The 20,388-nt window shown below is 47.4% G+C and carries 17 protein-coding genes and 1 pseudogene; 6 read left to right on the top strand and 12 right to left on the bottom strand.

The features are described 5' to 3' along the window. The first annotated feature begins 1 nt into the window (after window position 1). Complete coding sequence (locus NYE28_RS04910; protein WP_007409271.1) at window positions 2-877, top strand: LysR family transcriptional regulator; 876 nt, start codon at window positions 2-4, stop codon at window positions 875-877. A 68-nt stretch (window positions 878-945) separates the two neighbouring features. Here NYE28_RS04910 and NYE28_RS04905 read toward each other — a convergent pair whose 3' ends face one another. Next, a complete protein-coding gene (locus NYE28_RS04905; RefSeq protein ID WP_015417118.1) occupies window positions 946-1,770 on the bottom strand; it encodes a C40 family peptidase in 825 nt (274 codons plus the stop codon). Window positions 1,771-2,229: 459 nt separating this feature from the next. Here NYE28_RS04905 and NYE28_RS04900 point away from each other — a divergent pair, with 459 nt between their 5' ends. Beyond that, complete coding sequence (locus NYE28_RS04900; RefSeq protein ID WP_077391948.1) at window positions 2,230-3,609, top strand: alkaline phosphatase; 1,380 nt, start codon at window positions 2,230-2,232, stop codon at window positions 3,607-3,609. Between the two features lie 38 nt (window positions 3,610-3,647). On the opposite strand, the gene NYE28_RS04895 is transcribed toward NYE28_RS04900, so the two are convergent. Beyond that, window positions 3,648-5,054 (bottom strand): SpoVR family protein, encoded by a 1,407-nt coding sequence (locus NYE28_RS04895; RefSeq protein WP_007409274.1) that lies wholly within the window; start codon window positions 5,052-5,054, stop codon window positions 3,648-3,650. Window positions 5,055-5,158: 104 nt separating this feature from the next. On the opposite strand from NYE28_RS04895, the pseudogene NYE28_RS04890 reads away from it, so the two are divergent. From NYE28_RS04890 to NYE28_RS04880, 3 genes and pseudogenes are all read left to right on the top strand, one after another. Beyond that, window positions 5,159-6,738: pseudogene (locus NYE28_RS04890) on the top strand (mechanosensitive ion channel); the annotation flags it as partial. A 132-nt stretch (window positions 6,739-6,870) separates the two neighbouring features. Then, the gene (gene nsrR / locus NYE28_RS04885) at window positions 6,871-7,305 is read left to right on the top strand and encodes a nitric oxide-sensing transcriptional repressor NsrR (protein WP_007610306.1); all 435 of its coding nucleotides are present in this window, start codon (window positions 6,871-6,873) and stop codon (window positions 7,303-7,305) included. Window positions 7,306-7,483: 178 nt separating this feature from the next. After that, window positions 7,484-8,938 (top strand): peptidoglycan endopeptidase, encoded by a 1,455-nt coding sequence (locus NYE28_RS04880; protein WP_039252199.1) that lies wholly within the window; start codon window positions 7,484-7,486, stop codon window positions 8,936-8,938. Between the two features lie 44 nt (window positions 8,939-8,982). Here the strand turns inward: NYE28_RS04880 and NYE28_RS04875 are convergent, their stop codons facing one another. Continuing rightward, window positions 8,983-9,306, bottom strand: a complete 324-nt coding sequence (locus NYE28_RS04875) for a DUF3889 domain-containing protein (RefSeq protein WP_003155332.1) — start codon at window positions 9,304-9,306, stop codon at window positions 8,983-8,985. 190 nt (window positions 9,307-9,496) lie between these two features. Here NYE28_RS04875 and NYE28_RS04870 point away from each other — a divergent pair, with 190 nt between their 5' ends. Continuing rightward, window positions 9,497-9,739: a YhdB family protein gene (locus tag NYE28_RS04870; protein ID WP_003155335.1), complete on the top strand. Its 243-nt coding sequence runs from the start codon at window positions 9,497-9,499 to the stop codon at window positions 9,737-9,739. Between the two features lie 13 nt (window positions 9,740-9,752). Here NYE28_RS04870 and NYE28_RS04865 read toward each other — a convergent pair whose 3' ends face one another. The 9 genes from NYE28_RS04865 to NYE28_RS04825 form a co-directional block, all read right to left on the bottom strand. Further along, window positions 9,753-10,277 carry an NADPH-dependent FMN reductase gene (locus tag NYE28_RS04865; protein WP_032871071.1) on the bottom strand — a complete coding sequence of 175 codons (525 nt, stop codon included), beginning with the start codon at window positions 10,275-10,277 and terminating at the stop codon, window positions 9,753-9,755. Then, window positions 10,277-10,921: a response regulator transcription factor gene (locus NYE28_RS04860; protein ID WP_012117168.1), complete on the bottom strand. Its 645-nt coding sequence runs from the start codon at window positions 10,919-10,921 to the stop codon at window positions 10,277-10,279. The genes NYE28_RS04865 and NYE28_RS04860 overlap by 1 nt, the downstream gene beginning before the upstream one ends. Continuing rightward, the gene (locus NYE28_RS04855; RefSeq protein WP_342490320.1) at window positions 10,921-12,057 is read right to left on the bottom strand and encodes a GAF domain-containing sensor histidine kinase; all 1,137 of its coding nucleotides are present in this window, start codon (window positions 12,055-12,057) and stop codon (window positions 10,921-10,923) included. The genes NYE28_RS04860 and NYE28_RS04855 overlap by 1 nt, the downstream gene beginning before the upstream one ends. 145 nt (window positions 12,058-12,202) lie before the next feature. Beyond that, window positions 12,203-13,945 (bottom strand): phospho-sugar mutase, encoded by a 1,743-nt coding sequence (locus tag NYE28_RS04850; protein ID WP_007409283.1) that lies wholly within the window; start codon window positions 13,943-13,945, stop codon window positions 12,203-12,205. A gap of 139 nt (window positions 13,946-14,084) precedes the next feature. Continuing rightward, window positions 14,085-15,752, bottom strand: coding sequence for a glycerol-3-phosphate dehydrogenase (gene glpD, locus NYE28_RS04845; protein ID WP_003155341.1), 1,668 nt, complete (start codon window positions 15,750-15,752; stop codon window positions 14,085-14,087). A gap of 137 nt (window positions 15,753-15,889) precedes the next feature. Beyond that, window positions 15,890-17,380 (bottom strand): glycerol kinase GlpK, encoded by a 1,491-nt coding sequence (glpK, locus tag NYE28_RS04840; protein WP_007610291.1) that lies wholly within the window; start codon window positions 17,378-17,380, stop codon window positions 15,890-15,892. A gap of 16 nt (window positions 17,381-17,396) precedes the next feature. Then, the gene (locus tag NYE28_RS04835; RefSeq protein ID WP_015417110.1) at window positions 17,397-18,224 is read right to left on the bottom strand and encodes an MIP/aquaporin family protein; all 828 of its coding nucleotides are present in this window, start codon (window positions 18,222-18,224) and stop codon (window positions 17,397-17,399) included. Between the two features lie 172 nt (window positions 18,225-18,396). After that, entirely contained in the window at window positions 18,397-18,972 is a 576-nt protein-coding gene (locus NYE28_RS04830; RefSeq protein WP_007610287.1) for a glycerol-3-phosphate responsive antiterminator, read from the bottom strand. A 16-nt stretch (window positions 18,973-18,988) separates the two neighbouring features. Next, a complete protein-coding gene (locus NYE28_RS04825; protein ID WP_088056574.1) occupies window positions 18,989-20,341 on the bottom strand; it encodes an aspartate aminotransferase family protein in 1,353 nt (450 codons plus the stop codon). Window positions 20,342-20,388: the final 47 nt, after the last annotated feature.

Genomic DNA, 20,388 nt, shown 5'->3' with positions numbered 1-20,388 from the left:
TATGGATTTTAAATGGCTTCACACCTTCGTCACCGCGGCAAAATATGAGAATTTCAGAAAAACGGCGGAAACGCTTTTTTTATCTCAGCCGACCGTCACCGTTCATATAAAATTATTAGAGAAAGAAATCAGCTGCAAGCTGTTTCAGCGAAGCGGCCGAAAGATACAATTGACCGAAGAAGGAAAAGCATACGTGCCGTTTGCCATGAGGCTTTTGGAAGACTATGAAAACAGCATGGCGGAACTGCACAGGGTGCGCCAGGGCTACTCGCACACGCTGACACTCGCTGTTTCGCCGCTTATCGCCGACACCGTTCTCCCGTCTGTCATGAAGCGTTATACAGAGGACAATAAAGAAACCGAAATGACGGTCACCATTTTCGAATCGGAAGAAATCGCCTCTCAAATCAGAAACGGCTCAGCCGATATCGGACTGAGCTGCTTAAAGGTGCAATCATCTTCCCTCACTTGCCGCCCCCTGTACAATGACCCCGTTGTCCTCGTCGCGCCGCCCGGCCGAAAACCCGGAACAGGGAAGGCGGATGAAGTGAAAGACCTGTTCGGACAATATCTGCTTTTGACCCATAACCATCCTGACTATTGGGATGATTTGCTCCGCCAGGTCAGAATACAGTTCCCTTTCGTCAGGACAATGAAGGTGACACAGACGCATATTACGAAACGATTTATTAAAGAGGGGCTGGGTGTCTCATTTCTGCCGCTGTCAGCGGTACGGGCCGAACTCGCCGCAGGCAGCATGATTGAAATTCCGTGCGAATTCGCCCAGATGCCGAGCGCGGGCGCATACGCCATCGCCCTCTATGAAAATGAAAAAAAGAAAACCTTTTTAGATTTTTTATCACATTTTCATTTTTAGGTGAAACAAATGGAGCTCTGTCCCGTCTAAATAAAAAACCCGTTCTGATGAACGGGTTTCTTTCGCTGCTAGAATCTTTTCGCGCCCAGGTAGCGCGGTTTCCAGTAGCTGTTATTCAGATCACTTGTTGTGACGCCGTCAGAACCGGCATGGATGAACTTGTTGTTTCCGATGTACACACCCATGTGTGAAGGGCCGGCCTGATATGTTGTAAAGAAGACGAAGTCTCCTCTTGACGGGCTGGACACGCTCTTCATTGAGCTCCAGTATCCCGCAGTGCTCGTTCTGCCGACACTCGTCTGTTTGTTTAACAGGTACCAGATAAATCCGCTGCAGTCAAAGCCGGAAGTCGTTGTTCCGCCCCATACATACGGCGTCCCGGTTAAAGATTGCGCATCAGAAATCAGCTTGTTTACATTCAGGCTCGTCTGTGCAACATTATGGCTGGATGAAGGCTGCTTTGATGACGAAGATCCCGAAGACGTTGAACCGGAAGTTGATCCCTTTACTTTAAGAACTTGTCCGATGCGGATCAGGTCCGTTTTTAAACCGTTTAAACTTTTTAATTGGTTTACCGTCATTTTATATTTATTCGCAATTTTCCAAAGGCTGTCGCCTTTTACGACTTTATATGTAGACGATGATGACTTGCTGCTTGAGCTTGAACCTGAGGATGATTTACCGTTGATCGAAAGCGTCTGACCGATGTAAATGATATCCGATTTTAATTTGTTCTCAGATTTAATGGAATTAATTGACGTTCCGTACCGATTTGAAAGTCCCCATAATGTATCGCCTTTTTTTACCTTAATCGTTTGCGCAGATGCCGCGCCCGCAAACAAAGTCGTCCCCAAAACCACTGCCGTTGTTGCTGTAACAAGTTGCTTTTTCATATTTTCCTCCCTGAATGATTCTATCTATTTTATGTGTCTCTTTTTTAAAGTTTTTATCTGTTTCCTATTATAAGGTTCAATTTCCACTAGAAATAGACTTGACTTCCCGTGACAAATTTCTTACTAATTCGTTTTAGAAAAAAGTTTTTAAGGGTATTAAATATTTCAATTTGATTTCAAACGTGACGAAAAACGAGTCAATTTGTCATGTTTTTTTCCTGTGATCCTCGTATTTTGGAAAAACAAAGCAGTTCATTTTCCAAATAACCCCTTGTTAAAAAAATCCTCGTCTTTTTCAAAAAAGTGAATGGTTTTCACTCTTTCTTGAAAACATAACTTTACACCGGAATTTACATTTCTAACAATGTTTCACCTGAAATTTACAGGAGGAACAGGCGCTCTTTACAAACACCCCCTACCATTAGACATGCAGACACGATTAAAGGAGGACGAGTGAGAATGAGTCTATTTAAACAGGTTCGATCAAAACTTCTGCCGGCGGCAGCCGTATCCGTGCTGACAGCCGGTCTGATTGCGGGCGCTGGGCTTCAGCACTCCGAACAGGCTGCGGCAAAAAAACAGCCTGACAAAAACGAAATCAGAAACGTCATCTTCATGGTCGGCGACGGAATGGGCGCTCCCTATATGAACGCCTACCGTTCGGTCATTAACAAAGGAAAGCCTTCGGATGGTATGAAACTGACGGCATTCGACCCCAATCTCGCCGGTATGATGATGACTTATCCTGACGATCCTGATTCCAATATTACCGATTCCGCGGCGGCTGGCACGGCAATGGCCACAGGCGTGAAAACGTATAACGCGGCGATCGGAGTCAATAAAAAAGGAAAGCGGGTAAAATCCGTCCTCGAAGAAGCGAAACAAAGAGGGAAATCCACCGGACTTGTCGCAACTTCGGAGATTGCGCACGCCACCCCTGCGGCATTCGGAGCCCATAACAAATCCCGAAAAAATATGGATGACATCGCAAGCAGCTACTTTGATGACCGCATCAACGGAAAACAGAAAGTCGATGTGCTCCTCGGAGGCGGCAAGTCAAACTTTATCCGTAAAGACCGCAATGTAACAAAGGATTTCAAAAAAGCGGGATACAGCTACGTGACATCAAAACAGGAGCTCAAAAAGGATCGTAATAAGAAGATTCTCGGCCTGTTTGCCGATGGCGGACTCGACAAAGCAATCGACCGATCAAACGCCGTCCCTTCATTAGAAGACATGACAACGGCAGCGATCGACAGGCTGAACAAGAATAAAAAAGGGTTTTTCTTAATGGTAGAAGGCAGCCAAATTGACTGGGCGGGACATGACAATGATATAGTCGGCGCAATGAGTGAAATGAAGGATTTTGAAAAAGCGTATAAAGCAGCGATCGCATTTGCCAAAAAGGACAAACATACGCTTGTCGTTGCCACGGCTGATCATACCACCGGCGGATTGACGATCGGCGCGAATGACGATAAAAACTGGCATGTTGAACCGATTCTTGCCGCCAAAAAAACCCCGGCATTTATGGCTGACCAAATCAAAGCGGGCAAATCCGTATCTTCCGTGCTTGCGCGTTATACAGACCTGAAATGGTCAAAAGCTGAAATCAAACAGATCGAAACGGCCGCAAAACAGGATGCTGACAAGAGCATCTACAAAGCGATCATTAAGCTCTTTAATGCGAAAACCAACAGCGGCTGGACAACCGGCGATCATACAGGCGAAGAAGTTCCCGTTTACGCATACGGTCCGGGAAGAGAGTCATTTACGGGGCTTTTAAACAACACGGACCAGGCCAAAAAGATCTTTCACATCCTGAAACACGGAAAATAAAAAAAGGATGCGGGGGTTTCCCCGCATCCTTTCTTCTTTTACAGATATCTCCGGTGCACTCCTTTGCCGTCATACGAAAACATCACTTCTCTGTCTTCAAGAACAGATTCGATGTGCACGCTCCTGCCCCACAGCTGGTACAGATACGGCAGCACTTTCTCCAAATATTTCAGATCAAGCTCAATTCCCTCATACCAATGTTTAATATAAAGTTCATTATTCTTCAGGTAATCCCCGTCATTGACGGTCAGATAAGGAAATCCCCCGTTGACCCGCATGTTCACGAGCTGGTCGCGCACGGCCTTCCATTCTTTGTCGATCACTTTATAGTCCCTGCCCTGTTTTTGGAATAAATACAAATCCTCACGCATCACGAGATCTTTCGTCAAATAATTGCGGATAAATGATATATCCGATTCAATTTCCCTGACCTCAAACATTTTTTCGCGTCCGGAACCGGGCTTTACCCCTGTTTTTTTCATTTCATCTGTCGGGTTGTCATAACGCTCTTCGATGTCTTCAAAAATTTTCAGCCCTAAATAATACGGGTTGATTCCCGTTTTTGACGGCTGAACGACGCCTGCGTTCAGCTTCGCAAATTCGATGGCTTCATCTGAAGTCAGGTCAAGCTCGCGGATAATCCGCTGATGCCAATAGGATGCCCAGCCTTCGTTCATGATTTTCGTTTCCAGCTGAGGCCAAAAATACAGCATTTCTTCTCTCATCATGGTTAAAATGTCACGCTGCCACGGTTCAAGCTCCCGCGAATGTTCCTCGATAAACAGCAGAATATCTTTTTCCGGCCGGGGCGGAAACGGTTTTTTCCCTTTTTTCTTTTTCACCTGCTTCGGCTTATCCATTCCCCATAAATCATCGTAAGGCGATGGCGCGGTTTCTTCTTCGTCCTCCTCTTCGTCATCGACGCTCCACAGCAGCTTCGGCCTGACGAGCGACGGATCGATATGCTCCTGAACCGCCAGAATGGCATCTAAAAAGGACTCCACCTCTTTGATCCCGTGAATTCTTTCATAATGCTTAATCCGCTCCGCCGCAGCCGCCATACTCTCAACCATGTCCCGGTTCGTATTTTGAAAGCGGCAGTTATGTTTGAAAAAATCACAATGGGCAAGAACATGGGCTACAATTAATTTATTTTGGATCAGCGAATTGCTGTCCAGCAAAAAAGCGTAGCAAGGGTTGGAATTAATGACAAGTTCATAAATTTTGCTCAAACCGAGATCATAATGGAGTTTCATCTTGTGAAATTGTTTGCCGAAACTCCAATGGCTGAATCTCGTCGGCATGCCGTACGCGCCGAATGTATAAATAATCTCAGCCGGACAAATTTCATATCTCATCGGGTAGAAATCAAGGCCGAAACCCTTCGCAATGTCGGTTATTTCCTCAATTGCCCGCTGTAAACCTTTTGTCTCCTCCGCGTTCAACCGAATCCCCCCTACTTGGACTTATTTATAATGTATGACCCCTCCTCTCAAAAGATGAAATAACAGATCGGTTTCCGTCTGAAAACTTTCGGCACACCCGCCCCGTTTGCTTTATATGTAAGTGGGTAAAACACACACCATACCCCAAAAAGAAAAGGAGCGATTCTACTTGAATACAGCAGACATGCTAACGACGTATCTCAGCAAACTCCCGAATCTGGTCATTGCACTGCTCGTCCTGCTTATCGGCTGGGGCATTGCCAAAATCATTGAAAAAGCTGTATACAAAGGCCTGCAAAAAACAAAAATCGACGACAGACTGTTCGCCGAAACAAAGCCGGCGCGCTATTCCTCAGAAAAAGTCATCAGTAAAGTCATTTATTTTATCGCATTAATCATCGTTTTTATTCTATTCTTTAACATTCTGCATCTGACAACCGTGGCTTCGCCTTTTGTCAGCATGCTGTCAGCGATAACGGCGGCTGTGCCGAGCATTTTAAAAGCCGGCCTGATTCTGCTATTGGGCTGGGCGGCCGCTTCGCTTTTCAGCTATCTCGTCAAAAAAGCGGGCATGAAACTCGCTGAAAACGGCCGGCTCAGAAAATGGACAATGGTGTCTGAAGAAGCGGAGATGAGCAAATCCGTTACGGCCGCTTCACGAATCGTTTTTTACTTCGTCTTGCTCTTGTTCCTGCCCGGCGTCTTGGCCGCTCTCCAAATCAGCGGAGTATCAGGGCCGTTTACAAATATGATCCAAAGCGTTTTGTCCTTTATACCGAAATTATTCGCCGCGGCGCTGATTGTTTTAATCGGCTGGCTTGTTGCCCGTCTCGTCCGTGATATCGTCACAAACTTTCTGGCGAGTATCGGCACGGAAAGGCTCGCCGCACGTATGGGGCTTTCTATATACCTGAAGGATACAAGCCTGTCGGCAATCATCGGAACGATTGTCTACGTGCTGATTTTCATTCCGGTGATCATTTCTGCGCTTGACCGGCTTGATGTGGCGGGTATTTCTGAACCGGCGTCAGCCATGCTGCACACGGTCTTCACAATGCTCCCTAATATCATCATCGGTATCGTGCTGATCATCGCCGGCATCTGGATCGGAAAATGGGTCAACAGCATTGTATCCGGGCTCTTGCACCGGGCCGGTTTCGACTCTCTTCTCGGTAAAATGGGCTTTGAACAGGCGGGTACCCCGAAGCTGACGCTTTCTCAGACGGTCGGCATGATTGTTCAGATCATCATCGTCCTGCTCTTTACGGCAGAGGCGCTGCAGCTTGTCCATCTCGAATTTCTCGTTGTTATCGCAACAGGTATTATCGCTTACCTGCCTAATGTTCTGGCCGCTGTATTTATTCTCGGAATCGGGCTTTTGGCCGGACAGCTCGTCAGCAGGCTGCTTGCCGGCATGCTGAGCGGAAAGGAATTCAGATTCCTGGCGCCGCTTGCGAAATATACCATTATCACTCTTTCAATCTTTATGGCGCTGGATCAGCTCGGTGTCGCCGACACGATCGTAAATGCCGCGTTTATTCTGATTCTGGGCGGTTTCGCGCTTGCCTTCGGACTTTCATTCGGTCTTGGCGGAAAAGATTTCGCCTCCCGTTATCTCGCAAAATTGGATCGCAAAATTGAAAAACATCAATCGGCTGACGATCGGAAGCCGCCGATGTCTTAACGAAAAAAACGTGTGCTCAGAAGGAGCGCACGTTTTTTTTTGAGTTAAGGGGGCAAATTCCTTTTTTTTCATTTTAGATTCATATATGATAGACTGTAACAGAAGCAAAATCTCTTTTTTCGAGGTCATTCTATGAAATTAACGAACTATACCGATTATTCTTTACGCGTTTTGATTTTTTTGGCTTCCAGACATTCCGATGAACTTTCCAACATAAAAGAAATCGCAGATACTTATTCCATCTCTAAAAACCACCTCATGAAAGTCATTTACCGCCTCGGCCAGCTCGGATATGTCGAAACGATCCGGGGCCGGGGAGGCGGAATCCGTTTAGGAATGACACCGGAAGACATAAACATTGGAGAAGTCGTTCGAAATACAGAAGACGACTTTAACATCGTAGAATGCTTTGACTCCAAAAAAAATCTCTGTATCATATCTCCCGCCTGCAACTTAAAGAACCTTCTGAATGAAGCCCTGCAAGCTTACCTGGCCGTTTTAGACAAATATACGTTAAGGGATCTGGTCAAAAATAAAGAGGAGATTATGAGACTGCTCAGAAGCTGAAGGAATGCCCGCATTCCTTCTTTTTTTATGCCGGCATAAGAAAAAAGGACTATTTCTATTAATATGATAAACGATTGCAGACAAGTGCCGATATAAAGATTATCATTACTGATATCCTCACCTTGCGGCTGCAACGAATGGGGATAGTAAAATCATCGCAGGAAAAGGGAGATTCATTATGAAAAAAAAGGTAGCGGTCGGTTTGACTGCATCTGCGATCGTCGGGTCTGCGTTAGCTGTAACACCGGCAGAAGCACAAACGATTAAGGTTAAAAGCGGAGATTCATTATGGAAGCTTGCCCAAAACTACAATACGAGCGTGGATGCCATTACATCAGCCAATCATCTAAAATCCACCGTTCTTTCTATCGGGCAGACGCTCAACATTCCTAACGGCAAATCAGATTCCGGCAGCAAAAAGCCATCTTCAAAGAACAGCGGCACGACTAAAAGCGTTTATACAGTGAAAAGCGGCGACTCGCTGTGGCTGATCGCATCTGATTTTAAAATGTCCGTACAGGAACTGAAAAAATTGAACGGTCTGACAAGCGACTTAATCCGCGCGGGACAGAAGCTGCAAGTGACGGGGAAAGTTTCCTCAAGCACCGATCAGAAAAAAACCGCTCCTGGCAGCAGCTCAAACAGCAGCAAAAAGCAGTCATCATCTTCCGGGACGTATAAAGTCAAACTCGGCGATTCACTATGGAAGATCGCAAACAGCGTCAATATGACCATTGCGGAACTCAAAGTATTAAACAACTTAAAAACGGATACGATCTACGTAAACCAAGTCCTGAAAACAAAAGGAACGTCTTCTTCGGGAAACACGCCGTCAAAGGACAATTCAAACCAAAATAAAAACCAGACGCAAACGTCCTCTTATACAGTAAAAAGCGGAGACTCACTCTGGAAAATCGCAAACGCATACAATATGACGGTTCAGCAAATCAGAAGCATCAACAAACTGACGTCAGACATGCTGCGGGTCGGACAAGTACTTAAGCTGACCAAAACGTCATCTTCCGGCTCTTCGACTTCACCGTCAACTCCGAACCAGTCCGGAAATACAGGGAAAACCACTACATATACCGTGAAAAGCGGGGATTCTTTATGGGTGATCGCCCAAAAGTTCAATGTGACCGCCCAGCAGATCCGCGAGAAAAACAATCTGAAAACAGATGTTCTTCAAATCGGACAAAAGCTGACGATTACCGGGCAGCAGACAAACACGACTCCGAATCAGTCCGGCAACACAGGCGGCACAGGTTCAACAAGCGCGAAGATTAATGTAATGATCGATGCCGCAAAAGCTCAGCTGGGCGTACCGTATGTATGGGGCGGGACGACGCCGAGAGGCTTTGACTGCAGCGGTTTCATTTATTACGTTCTCAATAAGGTCACTTCTGTATCCAGACTTTCAGCCGCAGGCTACTGGAATACGATGACATCAGTCAGCCAGCCGGCGGTCGGTGACTTTGTCTTTTTCTCAACTTATAAAGCCGGACCTTCCCACGTCGGTATTTATCTCGGGAACGGCCAGTTTATTAATGCCAACGATTCGGGTGTCGTTATTTCCAGCATGAACAATTCCTATTGGAAACAGCGTTACCTCGGCGCAAAACGTTTCTTCTGATATCTGACAAGCTGTACGGCCTCAATAAGGCTGTGCAGCTTTTTTTACAGTCTGAAAATATTAATGCTGATCACATGTTTTGTCACGGGATGGAAATACACTTCAGCACGGGATGAAAACGTTTCTTTTGCTGTTTGCACCGTTACGCGAAACACATCTTTCGTCTGTTCCCGGTTCACTTTTGTACGGCCCATGTACGAATAATCGGTAAGCTCGGCCCCCTTGTATTCACGTTCAAGCTGGTTCCATGCGAGCTGCTCCCATTTTTCAACTGATGGATCAAGGTGTTCTGTATGCCCTTTTTCAGCGATCGAGGCAATGAGAATGCCGCAAAACAAGAGGGCAAGCGCAAATGGAAGGGATTTCATCTTTATGTTCTCCTGAGTCGTTTTTTGTCAATCTTAGCGTGTCCAAAGAAGAGACGGATATGCGGTTTTATTTTATGTCTCCCTCATATTGCTATGCCGCTGTGATAAGGACACCAACTTTTCCCCCGTTGCATCGGTCTTCGGCGGCATAAACTAACGGAGAACTTCTCATTGAAAGGAGAAGCGTTAGATGGATCATGCCGATTATGACAAAGCCTTGTATTACACACACCGGTCTCAATGGGACAATTTGTTAATATTGATGGTTCGTACAAAAGATGATTTATTATCAAAGCGTATTGAGCACTTTCTGCACGCGTATCATTTCGAATATGATCATGCGGTGCTTGAAAAAGAGCTGTATTCCCTTCTCGGGTATATTGATCATGCGACAGAGCTCGCTTATGAAGATCAATTAGCCATGCTGACATAAAACAATCCCGGCGTCAGACGCCGGGATTTCTTATGTTTGTGAACATATTCAGCTCTTCGATCATCTCTTTCAGGCTGACAGCCATATCCTCAGATACGGTCCGGCGCTCCATGTCGATGTGAATCGGGTCTAAGACCAGCTGTTTCGGGATGACATTTGCATAGACGCCCCGCATGACCGTCCGCATATTCGCCAGCGCGTTCATGCCTCCTTTTCCTCCGCCCGCCGCAGCAATGATTGCCACCGGTTTGTATGCCCAGTGATCGCTGCTTAAAAAATCGATGGCGTTTTTTAAAGCGCCGCTCATGCCGCTGTGATACTCGGGAGATAATAAGACGACGGCCGCCGACTTTTTCACCTGCCGCCTTAACTCTTCCACTGCAGGCAGCTCGTTCTGTTCTTCTTCACCGTTATAAAGCGGCAGTTCACTTTCGCTCAAATCAATAAAATCGGTATGAAACCGATCACTTATATAAGAAGCGGCAATTCTAGTCCGCCCGTTTTTTCTCGGTGTTCCGCTGATCACTAATATGCTCATCATTTTACCGCCTTTCCAAAAACATTATATTTTACCGCATACAATGCCGCCTGCGTCCGATCGGAAAGATTCAGCTTTGACAGCAGGTTGGACACGTGGGTCTTCACTGTTTTTTCTGAAATAAACAGTGCCGCCGCAATTTCCTTATTGCTTTTCCCTTTGGCTATTTCTTGAAGAACATCTTTTTCACGGGGGGTCAGCTGATCATATTTTTCCTTATCCTGATCATCCTGAACCATATGGGTCAGCACGTGAGGCACAATATCCGCCGACAGCCGGTAACGTCCGGAATACACTTCCCGAAGCGTTTTTACTAAATCATCGGGCTGGGCGTCTTTCAGCTGATACGCTTTTGCGCCGGCTTTAAGGGCGGGAATGACATGCTCCTGATCAGAATAGCTCGTCAAAACGACGATACTGATGTCCGGAAATCGTTCCGCCGCAATTTTTGCCGCTTCTATGCCGTCCATATCAGGCATTGATAAATCCATCAGAATGATGTCCGGCTCCGTCTTTTCAGCTTGCTGAAGCGCTTCAGCACCGGTGGACGCCTCACCGACAACTTCAATGTCTTCCTGAGTGGCGAAGAAATAGCGCAGTCCTTTGCGGACAACGTGATGATCATCAGCAATCACAATTTTCATCAATCAGACCTCCTGTCCCGAAACGGAAGCCGAACGGAGACAATCGTTCCGGCGCCAAGCTCGGATTGCAGTGTAAAGCGGCCGCCGATTGCTTCAGCCCGCGCTTTCATGCCGGCCACGCCGAGCGATGGGAGCACAGCATGCGCATCAGCGCTGAAGCCCGCTCCACGGTCGCTAATATGAAGCTCAGCGCAATCCGGCTTTTTAACGGCGGAAATGATAACCCGGTCCGTTCCCGCATGCTTTTTACAGTTATTCAAGGCTTCCTGGGCGATCCGCCAAAGCGCGTGTTCCTGTTCATCTGTAAGCTCCAGCTCATCCTCCATTTCACAAACGGCTTCCAGGCCGATAGGAGCGGCATAGCTTTTGATCGACGCATACAGCCCTTTCGTCAAACTTTCCGGCTTCAGCTGCCAAATAAGCGCCCTCATTTCTGTTAGCGCATCATGAGACAGCTCTTGAATAAACGTAATCATCTGCCGGAGCCGATCATCATCTGTAAAGCTCTTTGCGGCTTTTGCCGTTAAGCTGACAGAAAACAGCATTTGATTGACGGAATCATGCAGCTCTTGCGCAAGTCTGCTTCGTTCCATCAACAGGGCGTTCTGCTGCTCAAATTCGGCCAGTTTCATCCGCTGAATCGCCGTTCCGATTTGAAATGCAACCGCTTCAAGCAGATGCAATTCTTCTTCGTTGAAAAATGTCTTTTCACTTGCGGCGACGTTTAATAAACCGAACTTCCGGCCGCCGTCCTCAAGCGGTACGGTCGCATGATGGGTAATGCCCTCCGTATCGCGGCAGTTCGTCGTCTGTTTCGCAAATTCAATCCGTTTACAATTCATTATGTTTACGGCCTTTGTCAATCCGCCATTGCTGAATTTGGTCAGACAATAGCATTCCCCGCTGCACATGAGTGCATTTTCCCGCTGACCGAGAGCCGGCGGTAAATAAGCGGATGCGGCGAGCGTATAAGATCCGTCCGGCTCAATCAGAAAAATCCACCCTGTCTGCAGCCCGGTCAGGCTGAGCAGTTCGCGGAGCACTTTATCAAGCGCATCCTTTAAATCGTGGCTTTGATTTAAGGTTTCCGCAATCGCTTTTAACGTTTTTAACGTTTCTACCGTCGCTTTCGTCAATTCCCCTCACTCCGGCCAATCAGAATTATCCATATTATATCAATTCTTTTCTGTATATTCCTTTGTTTTCAGCATGAATTTTCCTCATACTTTCGGATGAGACGCATAAAAAAACCGCCGGATGTCGCTTCCGGCGGTTTGTTGTTTATTTCGTTTTTTCCACTATGCCATCCACCGTTTTCATGACGGCTTCAGATAATGCGGCAAGACGCTGTTCGCTGTCTTGTAAAGAAGTTCCCTTCACGGCGAAATAGAACTTCACTTTCGGCTCCGTTCCCGATGGACGAAGGCAGAACCAAGAGCCGTCTTCAAGGAAATATTTCAGGACATTTGACTTCGGCAGATCAATATCTTCTTCATGATGATCGGCAAATACAGTCCGTTTTCCCGTTGAATAGTCTTCAGCCTGCGTGATTTGTTTTCCGGCCATCTGCTTCGGCGGATCGTTTCGGAAGGAAGTCAGGATAGCGGAAATCTGCTCTGCTCCCTGTTTTCCTTTTAATGTCAATGACTTCAAGCCTTCACGGTAATAACCGTATTCTTTAAAAATGGACAGCAGCGCGTCATAAAGCGACATGCCCTGCTTTTTATAGAAGGCGCATACCTCGACGGCTAACAGCGCAGCCTGGATCGCGTCTTTGTCACGCGCGAAATCGCCGATTAAGTAGCCGTAGCTTTCTTCATACCCGAACTGGAACGTGTATTGGCCTGATTTTTCATATTCTTTGATCTTTTCACCGATAAATTTGAAGCCTGTCAGTGTGTCAACCGTATCTAATCCGAACGATGAAGCGACGGCGCGGCCCAATTCGCTCGTGACAATCGTTTTCATGACGACACCGTTTTCAGGAAGGGCGCCCTGTTTTTTCTTCTCGGAAAGCAGGTAATGCAATAAAAGCGCGCCTGTCTGGTTTCCCGTCAGCACTGTGTACTTGCCTTCGCTGTTTTTTACGGCAATGCCGAGACGGTCGGCATCCGGGTCCGTAGCGACGAGAATATCAGCGTTTTGTTCTTCTCCGAGTTTAATGGCATATTCGAATGCCGCGTGCTCTTCCGGATTCGGCGATTTGACGGTTGAAAAATCCGGGTCCGGCAGCTCTTGCTCCTTCACGACGGTGACGTTTTTGTAACCGAGTGCTTCAAGACCGCGGCGCACCGGTTTATTTGCCGTGCCGTGCAGCGGAGTGAACACGACGCTGACATCCACTTCATCCGAAAGCTCGGGATGTACGGAGATGGAAGTCAGTTCTTCAGTATATGGTTTATCAATTTCTTCACCGATTATTTTAATCAAACCTTTTTCTTTCAGTGACTGTTCATCTTCAACTTGAATCGTTAATTCATTTTCTATGGCATTCACTTCCGCAATGACGATGTCCGCTTCTTTCGGCGGCAGCTGTGCGCCGTCATCGCCATACACTTTATATCCGTTATATTCAGGCGGGTTATGGCTGGCCGTCACGACGATACCGGCATAAGCGTTCAGCTTTCTCACCGCAAAAGACAGCTCAGGCGTCGGGCGGAGCTCATCAAATACGTATGTTTGAATGCCTTGGGAAGCAAGGGTTTTTGCAGCTTCCATCGCAAACTCAGGAGATTTATGACGGGAGTCGTATGCGATCGCAACCCCTCTTTTTTTCGCGTCTTCCCCCTGTTTCGCGATATACGCCGCAAGTCCGGCGGATGCTTTGCGGACCGTGTAAATATTCATCCTGTTCGTACCCGGCCCGATTTCTCCTCTCATGCCTCCTGTTCCGAACTCAAGATTTTTGTAGAAAAAATCTTCCAGCAGCTGCTCGTTTCCTTCTGCGTCCGCCAATAATTTTTTCAATTCTGAATCTAATTGTTCGGCCTGATTCCAGCGTTCGTAACTCTTACTCCAACTCATGTTCGTCCTCCTATAATTTCAGCTTATGACCATATTTTAATATGAAGCGGCTGCCCGTGTCACTTGATAACTTAACCAAATGCTTTATGTAAAAAGATAAAAGAAGGGCTCATGCCTTTTCGGCACAGCCCTCCGGTTATTATTGTTCGAGCGGAACAACCGCGTCGTGCAGCAGCGTATTTAACCACTCAGTGTGTTTTTCTTTCGTTTCGTCATTCCATTGGAATCGGTCGCTCATGTAATCAATCACGGCCGTTTTATACGTTTGCACCCATTTGATGTCGAAGAACAGTCTTCCCGTTCTGCGGACGAAGAAATCGGCAGGTGTCGCAGCCATTTCTTCTTCGATGCTGTAAGCCGCTTCCGCCAGAATGTGAACCGGAATCTGGCGTTTTTCCGCTTCGTCTTTCAGACCTTCAATCCGGCTGAATACATTTTCAACGTTAGAGCCGTATCTGATGGCTAACTGCTTAGCGGTTTCCTGTGATAAACCGATTTTCAAGCCGTCTTTTGTCTTTGCTTCCACAAATGACTCGAAGTTTTTAGAGCCGCCGACATGTCCGCCGGAAATCGGCATCGTCTTCGTCTTGCAGCCGCCGAAGTCCTGGCCGCCCTCTTCTTTCAAGCGGTCGCGGACAAGATCGACAATGTGCTCAGCCATTTTACGGTAGCCCGTCAGTTTTCCTCCGGCGATCGTAATCAGGCCTGATTGAGATGTCCAGATTTCATCTTTACGGGAGATCTCAGACGGGTCTTTCCCTTCTTCGTGAATAAGCGGTCTGAGGCCGGCCCAGCTTGATTCAATATCGTCCGCCGTAATGTTCAGTTCCGGGAACATATAATTGATGGAGCTGACGACATAATCGCGATCCTGCACCGTCATGCGCGGGTGCTCAAGTTTTTGTTTGTAAACCGTATCGGTCGTACCCACGTATGTTTTTCCTTCACGCGGAATGGCGAACACCATCCGGCCGTCCGGCGTATCAAAGTACACCGCCTGTTTAAGCGGGAATACGGATTGGTCGAATACGAGATGGACCCCTTTTGTGTGCTGAAGATGTTTTCCGCTTTTGCTGTGGTCTTTTTCTCTCAGCTCGTCGACCCACGGACCTGTCGCATTGACGATTTTTTTGGCGTAAACTTTGTATTCCTTGCCTGACAGCAGATCTTCAATTAAAACGCCGACAACTTTTCCTTTTTCATAAAGCAGTTCTTTCACTTTAGAATAGTTGACAGGCTCCGCACCGAATTTAACGGCTTCTTTCATGACTTCAATCGTCAGTCTCGCATCGTCCGTCCGGTACTCTACATAATAGCCTCCGCCTTTTAAGCCGTCTTTTTTGACGAGCGGCTCTTTTTGCAGCGTTTCTTTAGCAGACAGCATGCTTCTGCGCTCTGATTTTTTTACTCCCGCTAAATAGTCATACACACGCAGGCCGATGGAAGTAGAGAATGAACCGAACGTGCCGCCTTTATGAAACGGCAGCAGCATCCATTCCGGCGTCGTGACGTGCGGGCCGTTTTCGTACACGATGGCACGTTCCTTACCGACTTCTGCAACCATTTTGACTTCAAATTGCTTCAGATAACGCAAACCGCCGTGGACAAGCTTTGTGGATCTGCTTGATGTGCCGGCCGCGAAATCCTGCATTTCGCTCAAAGCGACTTTCATTCCCCTTGAAGCAGCGTCAAGCGCCGTACCGGCACCCGTAATACCTCCCCCTATAATAAACAGATCGTATGTTTTTTTAGTCATGTCTTCCAGCATATGATCCCGTTCCAAACTTGAAAATTGGTGATTCATCATTACGTTTCCTCCTTGTTGTCACGGTATAGAAAAAGAGACCACAACAGCCAAAGCGCAGTTATCACTTTGGTGCTGTGGTCTCTCCTCATCTCAGGACCGTTCCTATTAACTTGTTTTCAGTATACCACATTTTTATCTTATTTAAAAGCCATAGCTGCATTTACTGCTTTTTTCCATCCGCCGTACAATTCATCGCGTTTTTCATCTTCCATTTCCGGTTTGAATTGCTTATCAAGGTTCCATTGATCAGCGATTTCAGTGCTGTCCTTCCAGTAGCCGACAGCGATTCCGGCCAAATACGCGGCACCGAGCGCCGTCGTTTCATTAATTTCCGGACGTTCGACCGGCACATCAAGCAAGTCGCTCTGGAATTGCATGAGGAAGTTATTTTTTACCGCTCCGCCGTCTACACGCAATGTTTTTAAAGAGATGCCTGAATCAGCCTCCATGGCATCAAGCACATCTTTCGCCTGATAAGCGAGAGATTCAAGCGTAGCCCGGATGAAATGCTCCTTCGTCGTTCCGCGTGTCAGGCCGAAAACTGAGCCGCGCACGTCACTGTCCCAGTACGGTGTGCCTAATCCGACGAAAGCGGGCACGACATAAACACCGTCAGCGGAATCCACACGCTCTGCGTATGTCTCGCTTTCTTTTGAATCCTGGAACATCCGCATGCCGTCTCTCAGCCATTGGATGGCAGAACCTGCGACAAAGATGCTTCCTTCCAGTGCATACTCGACTTTTCCGTCTAATCCCCAGGCGATTGTCGTCAGAAGGCCGTGATCAGAAGTGATGGCTTTTTCTCCGGTATTCATCAGCATAAAGCAGCCTGTGCCGTATGTGTTTTTCCCCATGCCTTCTTCAAAGCACGCCTGACCGAACAGCGCAGACTGCTGGTCTCCGGCCGCTCCCGCAATCGGAATGTTTTTACCGAAGAAATGATAATCAACCGTTTTCGCGTACACATGAGAAGACGGTTTCACTTCCGGCAGCATTGATTTCGGCACGCCTAAAATATCAAGCAGCTCGTCATCCCATTTTAATTCATGAATATTAAACATCAGCGTTCTTGAAGCGTTGGAATAATCCGTTACGTGCGCCGCCCCTCCGGACATTTTCCAGATGAGCCATGAATCAATCGTTCCGAACAGAAGATTTCCGTTTTCCGCTTTTTCCCGCGCGCCTTCTACATTGTCAAGAATCCATTTGACTTTCGTTCCAGAGAAATAAGGGTCGATCAAAAGTCCCGTTTTTTCTCTGAATGTATCATTATATCCTTTTTCACGAAGCTCTTCGCAAATGCCGGATGTTTGTCTCGATTGCCACACAATCGCATTGTATACCGGCTTTCCGGTATCTTTATCCCATACGACCGTCGTTTCCCTTTGGTTCGTGATGCCGATGCCGGCAATTTGATCAGCGCTGATTCCGGACTCGGAAATCACAGTCGCGATAACGGCGAGCACCGATCCCCAGATTTCGTTCGCATTGTGCTCCACCCAGCCCGGCTGAGGGAAATGCTGTGTGAATTCCTTTTGAGCGGAATGCACGATTTTTCCTTCTTTATTAAAAAGAATCGCTCTTGAACTTGTTGTGCCTTGGTCAATTGATAAAATATAGGTCTCCATGATGCCGCTCTCCTTTTTAAATATATTCAGAATTTGATAATGTTTTCCGTGATTGAGATTTCTTGGTATAAATATAGAGTATGAAAAGCACTACAACCATTATAACGCTTACAAACCAAAAGCTAGGTGTCACATTTCCTTTAAACGCGGCATTGTAAAATACGCCGCCGAACGCACCGCCCATGATCGGACCGATTACGGGAATCCAGGCATATTTCCAATTTGAAGGCCCTTTTTTCGGGATCGGCAGAAAGGCGTGAGCGATTCTCGGCCCCAAATCCCGCGCAGGGTTGATCGCATATCCGGTCGTCCCTCCAAGAGAAATCCCGATGGCAACGATGAGGAATCCGACAATCAGCGGGTTCAGCCCTTTTGTAAATTCATTCGCTCCGATTGCCAAAATGCCGAGCACAAGCACAAACGTACCAATGACTTCACTTATCATATTCCCAAATGTATGAGGAATACTCGGGCCGGTCGAGAAAACGCCCAGTTTAGCGGCCGGATCATCCGTCGCCTTCCAATGCGGCAGATAATGAAGGTACACAACAACCGCACCGATCATTGCTCCGATCATCTGTCCCGCAATATAAACAGGTACCTCTTTCCAAGGAAAGCTGCCTTCAAGCGCAAGGCCTATCGTTAAAGCCGGATTCAAGTGGGCGCCGCTGATGCTGCCGACGGCATATGCCGCCATGGCTACTCCCAATCCCCAGCCGAATACAATAACAATCCATCCGGATTGGTATGAAAGCGATTTCTTTAAGTTGACTCCCGCACAAACGCCGCCGCCGAAAATAACAAGCAGCATTGTACCGATTACTTCTCCCCAAAATGCTGTCATCATCATTCCTCCTAAATGACAAAATAGCAGGTTTGACAGAGTTATAGAGAATAAAAAACCCACAACAAACCGCTTTACGCTTTATTGCTTCCGTAAAGAGCTGTTGTGGGTCTCCGGGTCTCCATCACATAGTATTAACCTAGGTCTATTGTAACAATGGGTGTAAGCGGTGTCAATCTTTTTTTGTCATAGAATGTTCATATTTAGCCCATAGTTCGGTGTCTGAAGTCGTCACGGCCGTGGCTCCTGCCTGCAAGGCGTTTTCAACGTCCTGCTCCGTGCGGATGAAGCCGCCGGCAAAAATCGGAATCCCCGTCATTTCTTTAATTTCTCTGATTAAAGTCGGAACGATGCCCGGGAGAACCTCGATAAAGTCAGGCTTATGCTTTCCGACGAATTCCATGCTTTTCTCCATGGCGCTTGTATCCAAGAGAAACAGACGCTGGATCGCGTATATTTTCTTTTGTTTCGCTTTGACGATGACTGATGATCTCGTCGAAATGATGCCCGCGGGCCGGATATCCTGGCAAATGAACTCCGCACCGTATTCATCATGCTTAATGCCGTGGATTAAATCGACGTGAACCATCAGAAGTTTTCCGTGTTTTTTTGCTTCATTCACGACACCTTTTAATTGACCGAGGTGGATATCTAAAATGACGCCGTATAAGAACGGACTTTCTAAAAATGCATCGAATTGCTTCATGTTCCGGATTGCCGGTAGAATCTGCTGGTTGTGAAAACTCATGTTTTACTCCTTTACATTAAAAATCAATGCTCAGCACGCTTTCCTTGACGGTCGAAATGATGAAAGAGAGCTCCTCGTCCGACAGGCAAAAAGGCGGAGACAGCTGAATGACATTATTATATCCCGCTACAGTATCGCCATTTTTCCCGACAAGCAGGCCTTTTTCTCTGCACGCGGTGATGACGTGCTGCACAAGGGCGGCATCAGCGGGTTCCTTCGTGACTTTGTCCTTGACGAGCTCAATGCCGGCAAGAAGGCCCTTGCCCCGTACATCTCCGACCGCCGGATGTTCTCTGAGCGGCTCAAGCTCACGGAGCAGCCTTTCTCCAAGCTCCCGGGAGCGGGCGATCAAATTTTCGTCCTCCATCAATTGCAGGTTTTTCAAGGCCAGGGCGCAGGCTGCCGGATTGCCTCCGAATGTATTCACGTGCCGGAAGCGGCCGTACGGCTCACCGCCCGAATACGCCTCAAAAATCTCCCGTTTTACTGCCGTTGCCGACAGCGGCAGATAAGCGCTCGTAATGCCTTTTGCCATTGTGACGATGTCCGGTGAAACGCCGTAATGCTGAAATCCGAACGGCTCTCCCGTGCGGCCGAAACCGCAAATAACTTCATCACTGATCAGAAGCGCGCCGTGGCGGCGGCAAATGTCCTCTACCTTTGCCATATACCCGTCCGGGGGCATCAGTATCCCTCCGCCTGTAATAATCGGTTCCATAATAACGCCGGCAATCGTTTCGCTTAACTCCCACGTCATGATCCGGTCGATTTCATGCGCGCTTTCCAATGTGACGGCATCGCCGGGATTCCGATAGAGATCAGGCGGCGCCGCGTGCAAAAAACCTTGTGAGAGCGGCTCATATTTATACTTTCTCTGCGCCTGGCCGGTAGCGGCGAGCGCCCCCATCGTATTACCGTGATAGCCTCTGTACCGGGAGATGAATTTGAAGCGGCTGTGATCGCCGTTTTCAATGTGGTATTGGCGGGCAATTTTGAACGCGGTTTCATTTGCTTCCGATCCGCTGTTGGAAAAGAAGATTACATAATCGCCGCCGAGCCATTCATTCAATTTTTCTGCAAGCTCAATCGCAGGTTGATGGCTTTGGGTCAGCGGATAATAAGGAAGCTCCTTCAATTGGCTGTAAGCCGCATCGGCAAGTTCCTTTCTCCCATATCCGATATTGACGCACCACAGGCCTGACATGCCGTCCAAATACCGTCTGCCGTCAATGTCCGTAACCCAGGCGCCTTCCCCTTTTTGGACGATTATGCTGTCATCCGGCTCCGCCCCTTTCATCGCGTGCCAAATCAGCTCTTTATCCTTTTGTTTGAGTGACTGATTTTTTTGTACATGTTCCACACCGCTCATCTCCCTTTCAATATCATTGCACTGTATCGAAAGCTGCCCGGCTTCTG

Source organism: Bacillus sp. FSL R5-0443 (assembly GCF_038608285.1).
In the GTDB taxonomy this organism is placed as follows: Bacteria; Bacillota; Bacilli; order Bacillales; family Bacillaceae; genus Bacillus; species Bacillus velezensis.
The sequence above is the reverse complement of the archived record's forward strand: the minus strand, read 5'-3'. Positions and strand labels throughout refer to the sequence as shown.

Excerpts from the sequence above, each read along its gene's own strand:
- NYE28_RS04830 (WP_007610287.1), bottom strand. The coding sequence starts at position 18,972 with ATGAGTTTTCACAACCAGCAGATTCTACCGGCAATCCGGAACATGAAG.
- NYE28_RS04910 (WP_007409271.1), top strand. The coding sequence starts at position 2 with ATGGATTTTAAATGGCTTCACACCTTCGTCACCGCGGCAAAATATGAG.
- glpD (WP_003155341.1), bottom strand. The coding sequence starts at position 15,752 with ATGATGAATCACCAATTTTCAAGTTTGGAACGGGATCATATGCTGGAA.
- NYE28_RS04850 (WP_007409283.1), bottom strand. The coding sequence starts at position 13,945 with ATGAGTTGGAGTAAGAGTTACGAACGCTGGAATCAGGCCGAACAATTA.
- NYE28_RS04870 (WP_003155335.1), top strand. The coding sequence starts at position 9,497 with ATGGATCATGCCGATTATGACAAAGCCTTGTATTACACACACCGGTCT.
- NYE28_RS04860 (WP_012117168.1), bottom strand. The coding sequence starts at position 10,921 with ATGAAAATTGTGATTGCTGATGATCATCACGTTGTCCGCAAAGGACTG.
- NYE28_RS04825 (WP_088056574.1), bottom strand. The coding sequence starts at position 20,341 with ATGAGCGGTGTGGAACATGTACAAAAAAATCAGTCACTCAAACAAAAG.
- NYE28_RS04835 (WP_015417110.1), bottom strand. The coding sequence starts at position 18,224 with ATGACAGCATTTTGGGGAGAAGTAATCGGTACAATGCTGCTTGTTATT.
- NYE28_RS04905 (WP_015417118.1), bottom strand. The coding sequence starts at position 1,770 with ATGAAAAAGCAACTTGTTACAGCAACAACGGCAGTGGTTTTGGGGACG.
- glpK (WP_007610291.1), bottom strand. The coding sequence starts at position 17,380 with ATGGAGACCTATATTTTATCAATTGACCAAGGCACAACAAGTTCAAGA.
- NYE28_RS04900 (WP_077391948.1), top strand. The coding sequence starts at position 2,230 with ATGAGTCTATTTAAACAGGTTCGATCAAAACTTCTGCCGGCGGCAGCC.
- NYE28_RS04875 (WP_003155332.1), bottom strand. The coding sequence starts at position 9,306 with ATGAAATCCCTTCCATTTGCGCTTGCCCTCTTGTTTTGCGGCATTCTC.
- nsrR (WP_007610306.1), top strand. The coding sequence starts at position 6,871 with ATGAAATTAACGAACTATACCGATTATTCTTTACGCGTTTTGATTTTT.
- NYE28_RS04880 (WP_039252199.1), top strand. The coding sequence starts at position 7,484 with ATGAAAAAAAAGGTAGCGGTCGGTTTGACTGCATCTGCGATCGTCGGG.
- NYE28_RS04865 (WP_032871071.1), bottom strand. The coding sequence starts at position 10,277 with ATGAGCATATTAGTGATCAGCGGAACACCGAGAAAAAACGGGCGGACT.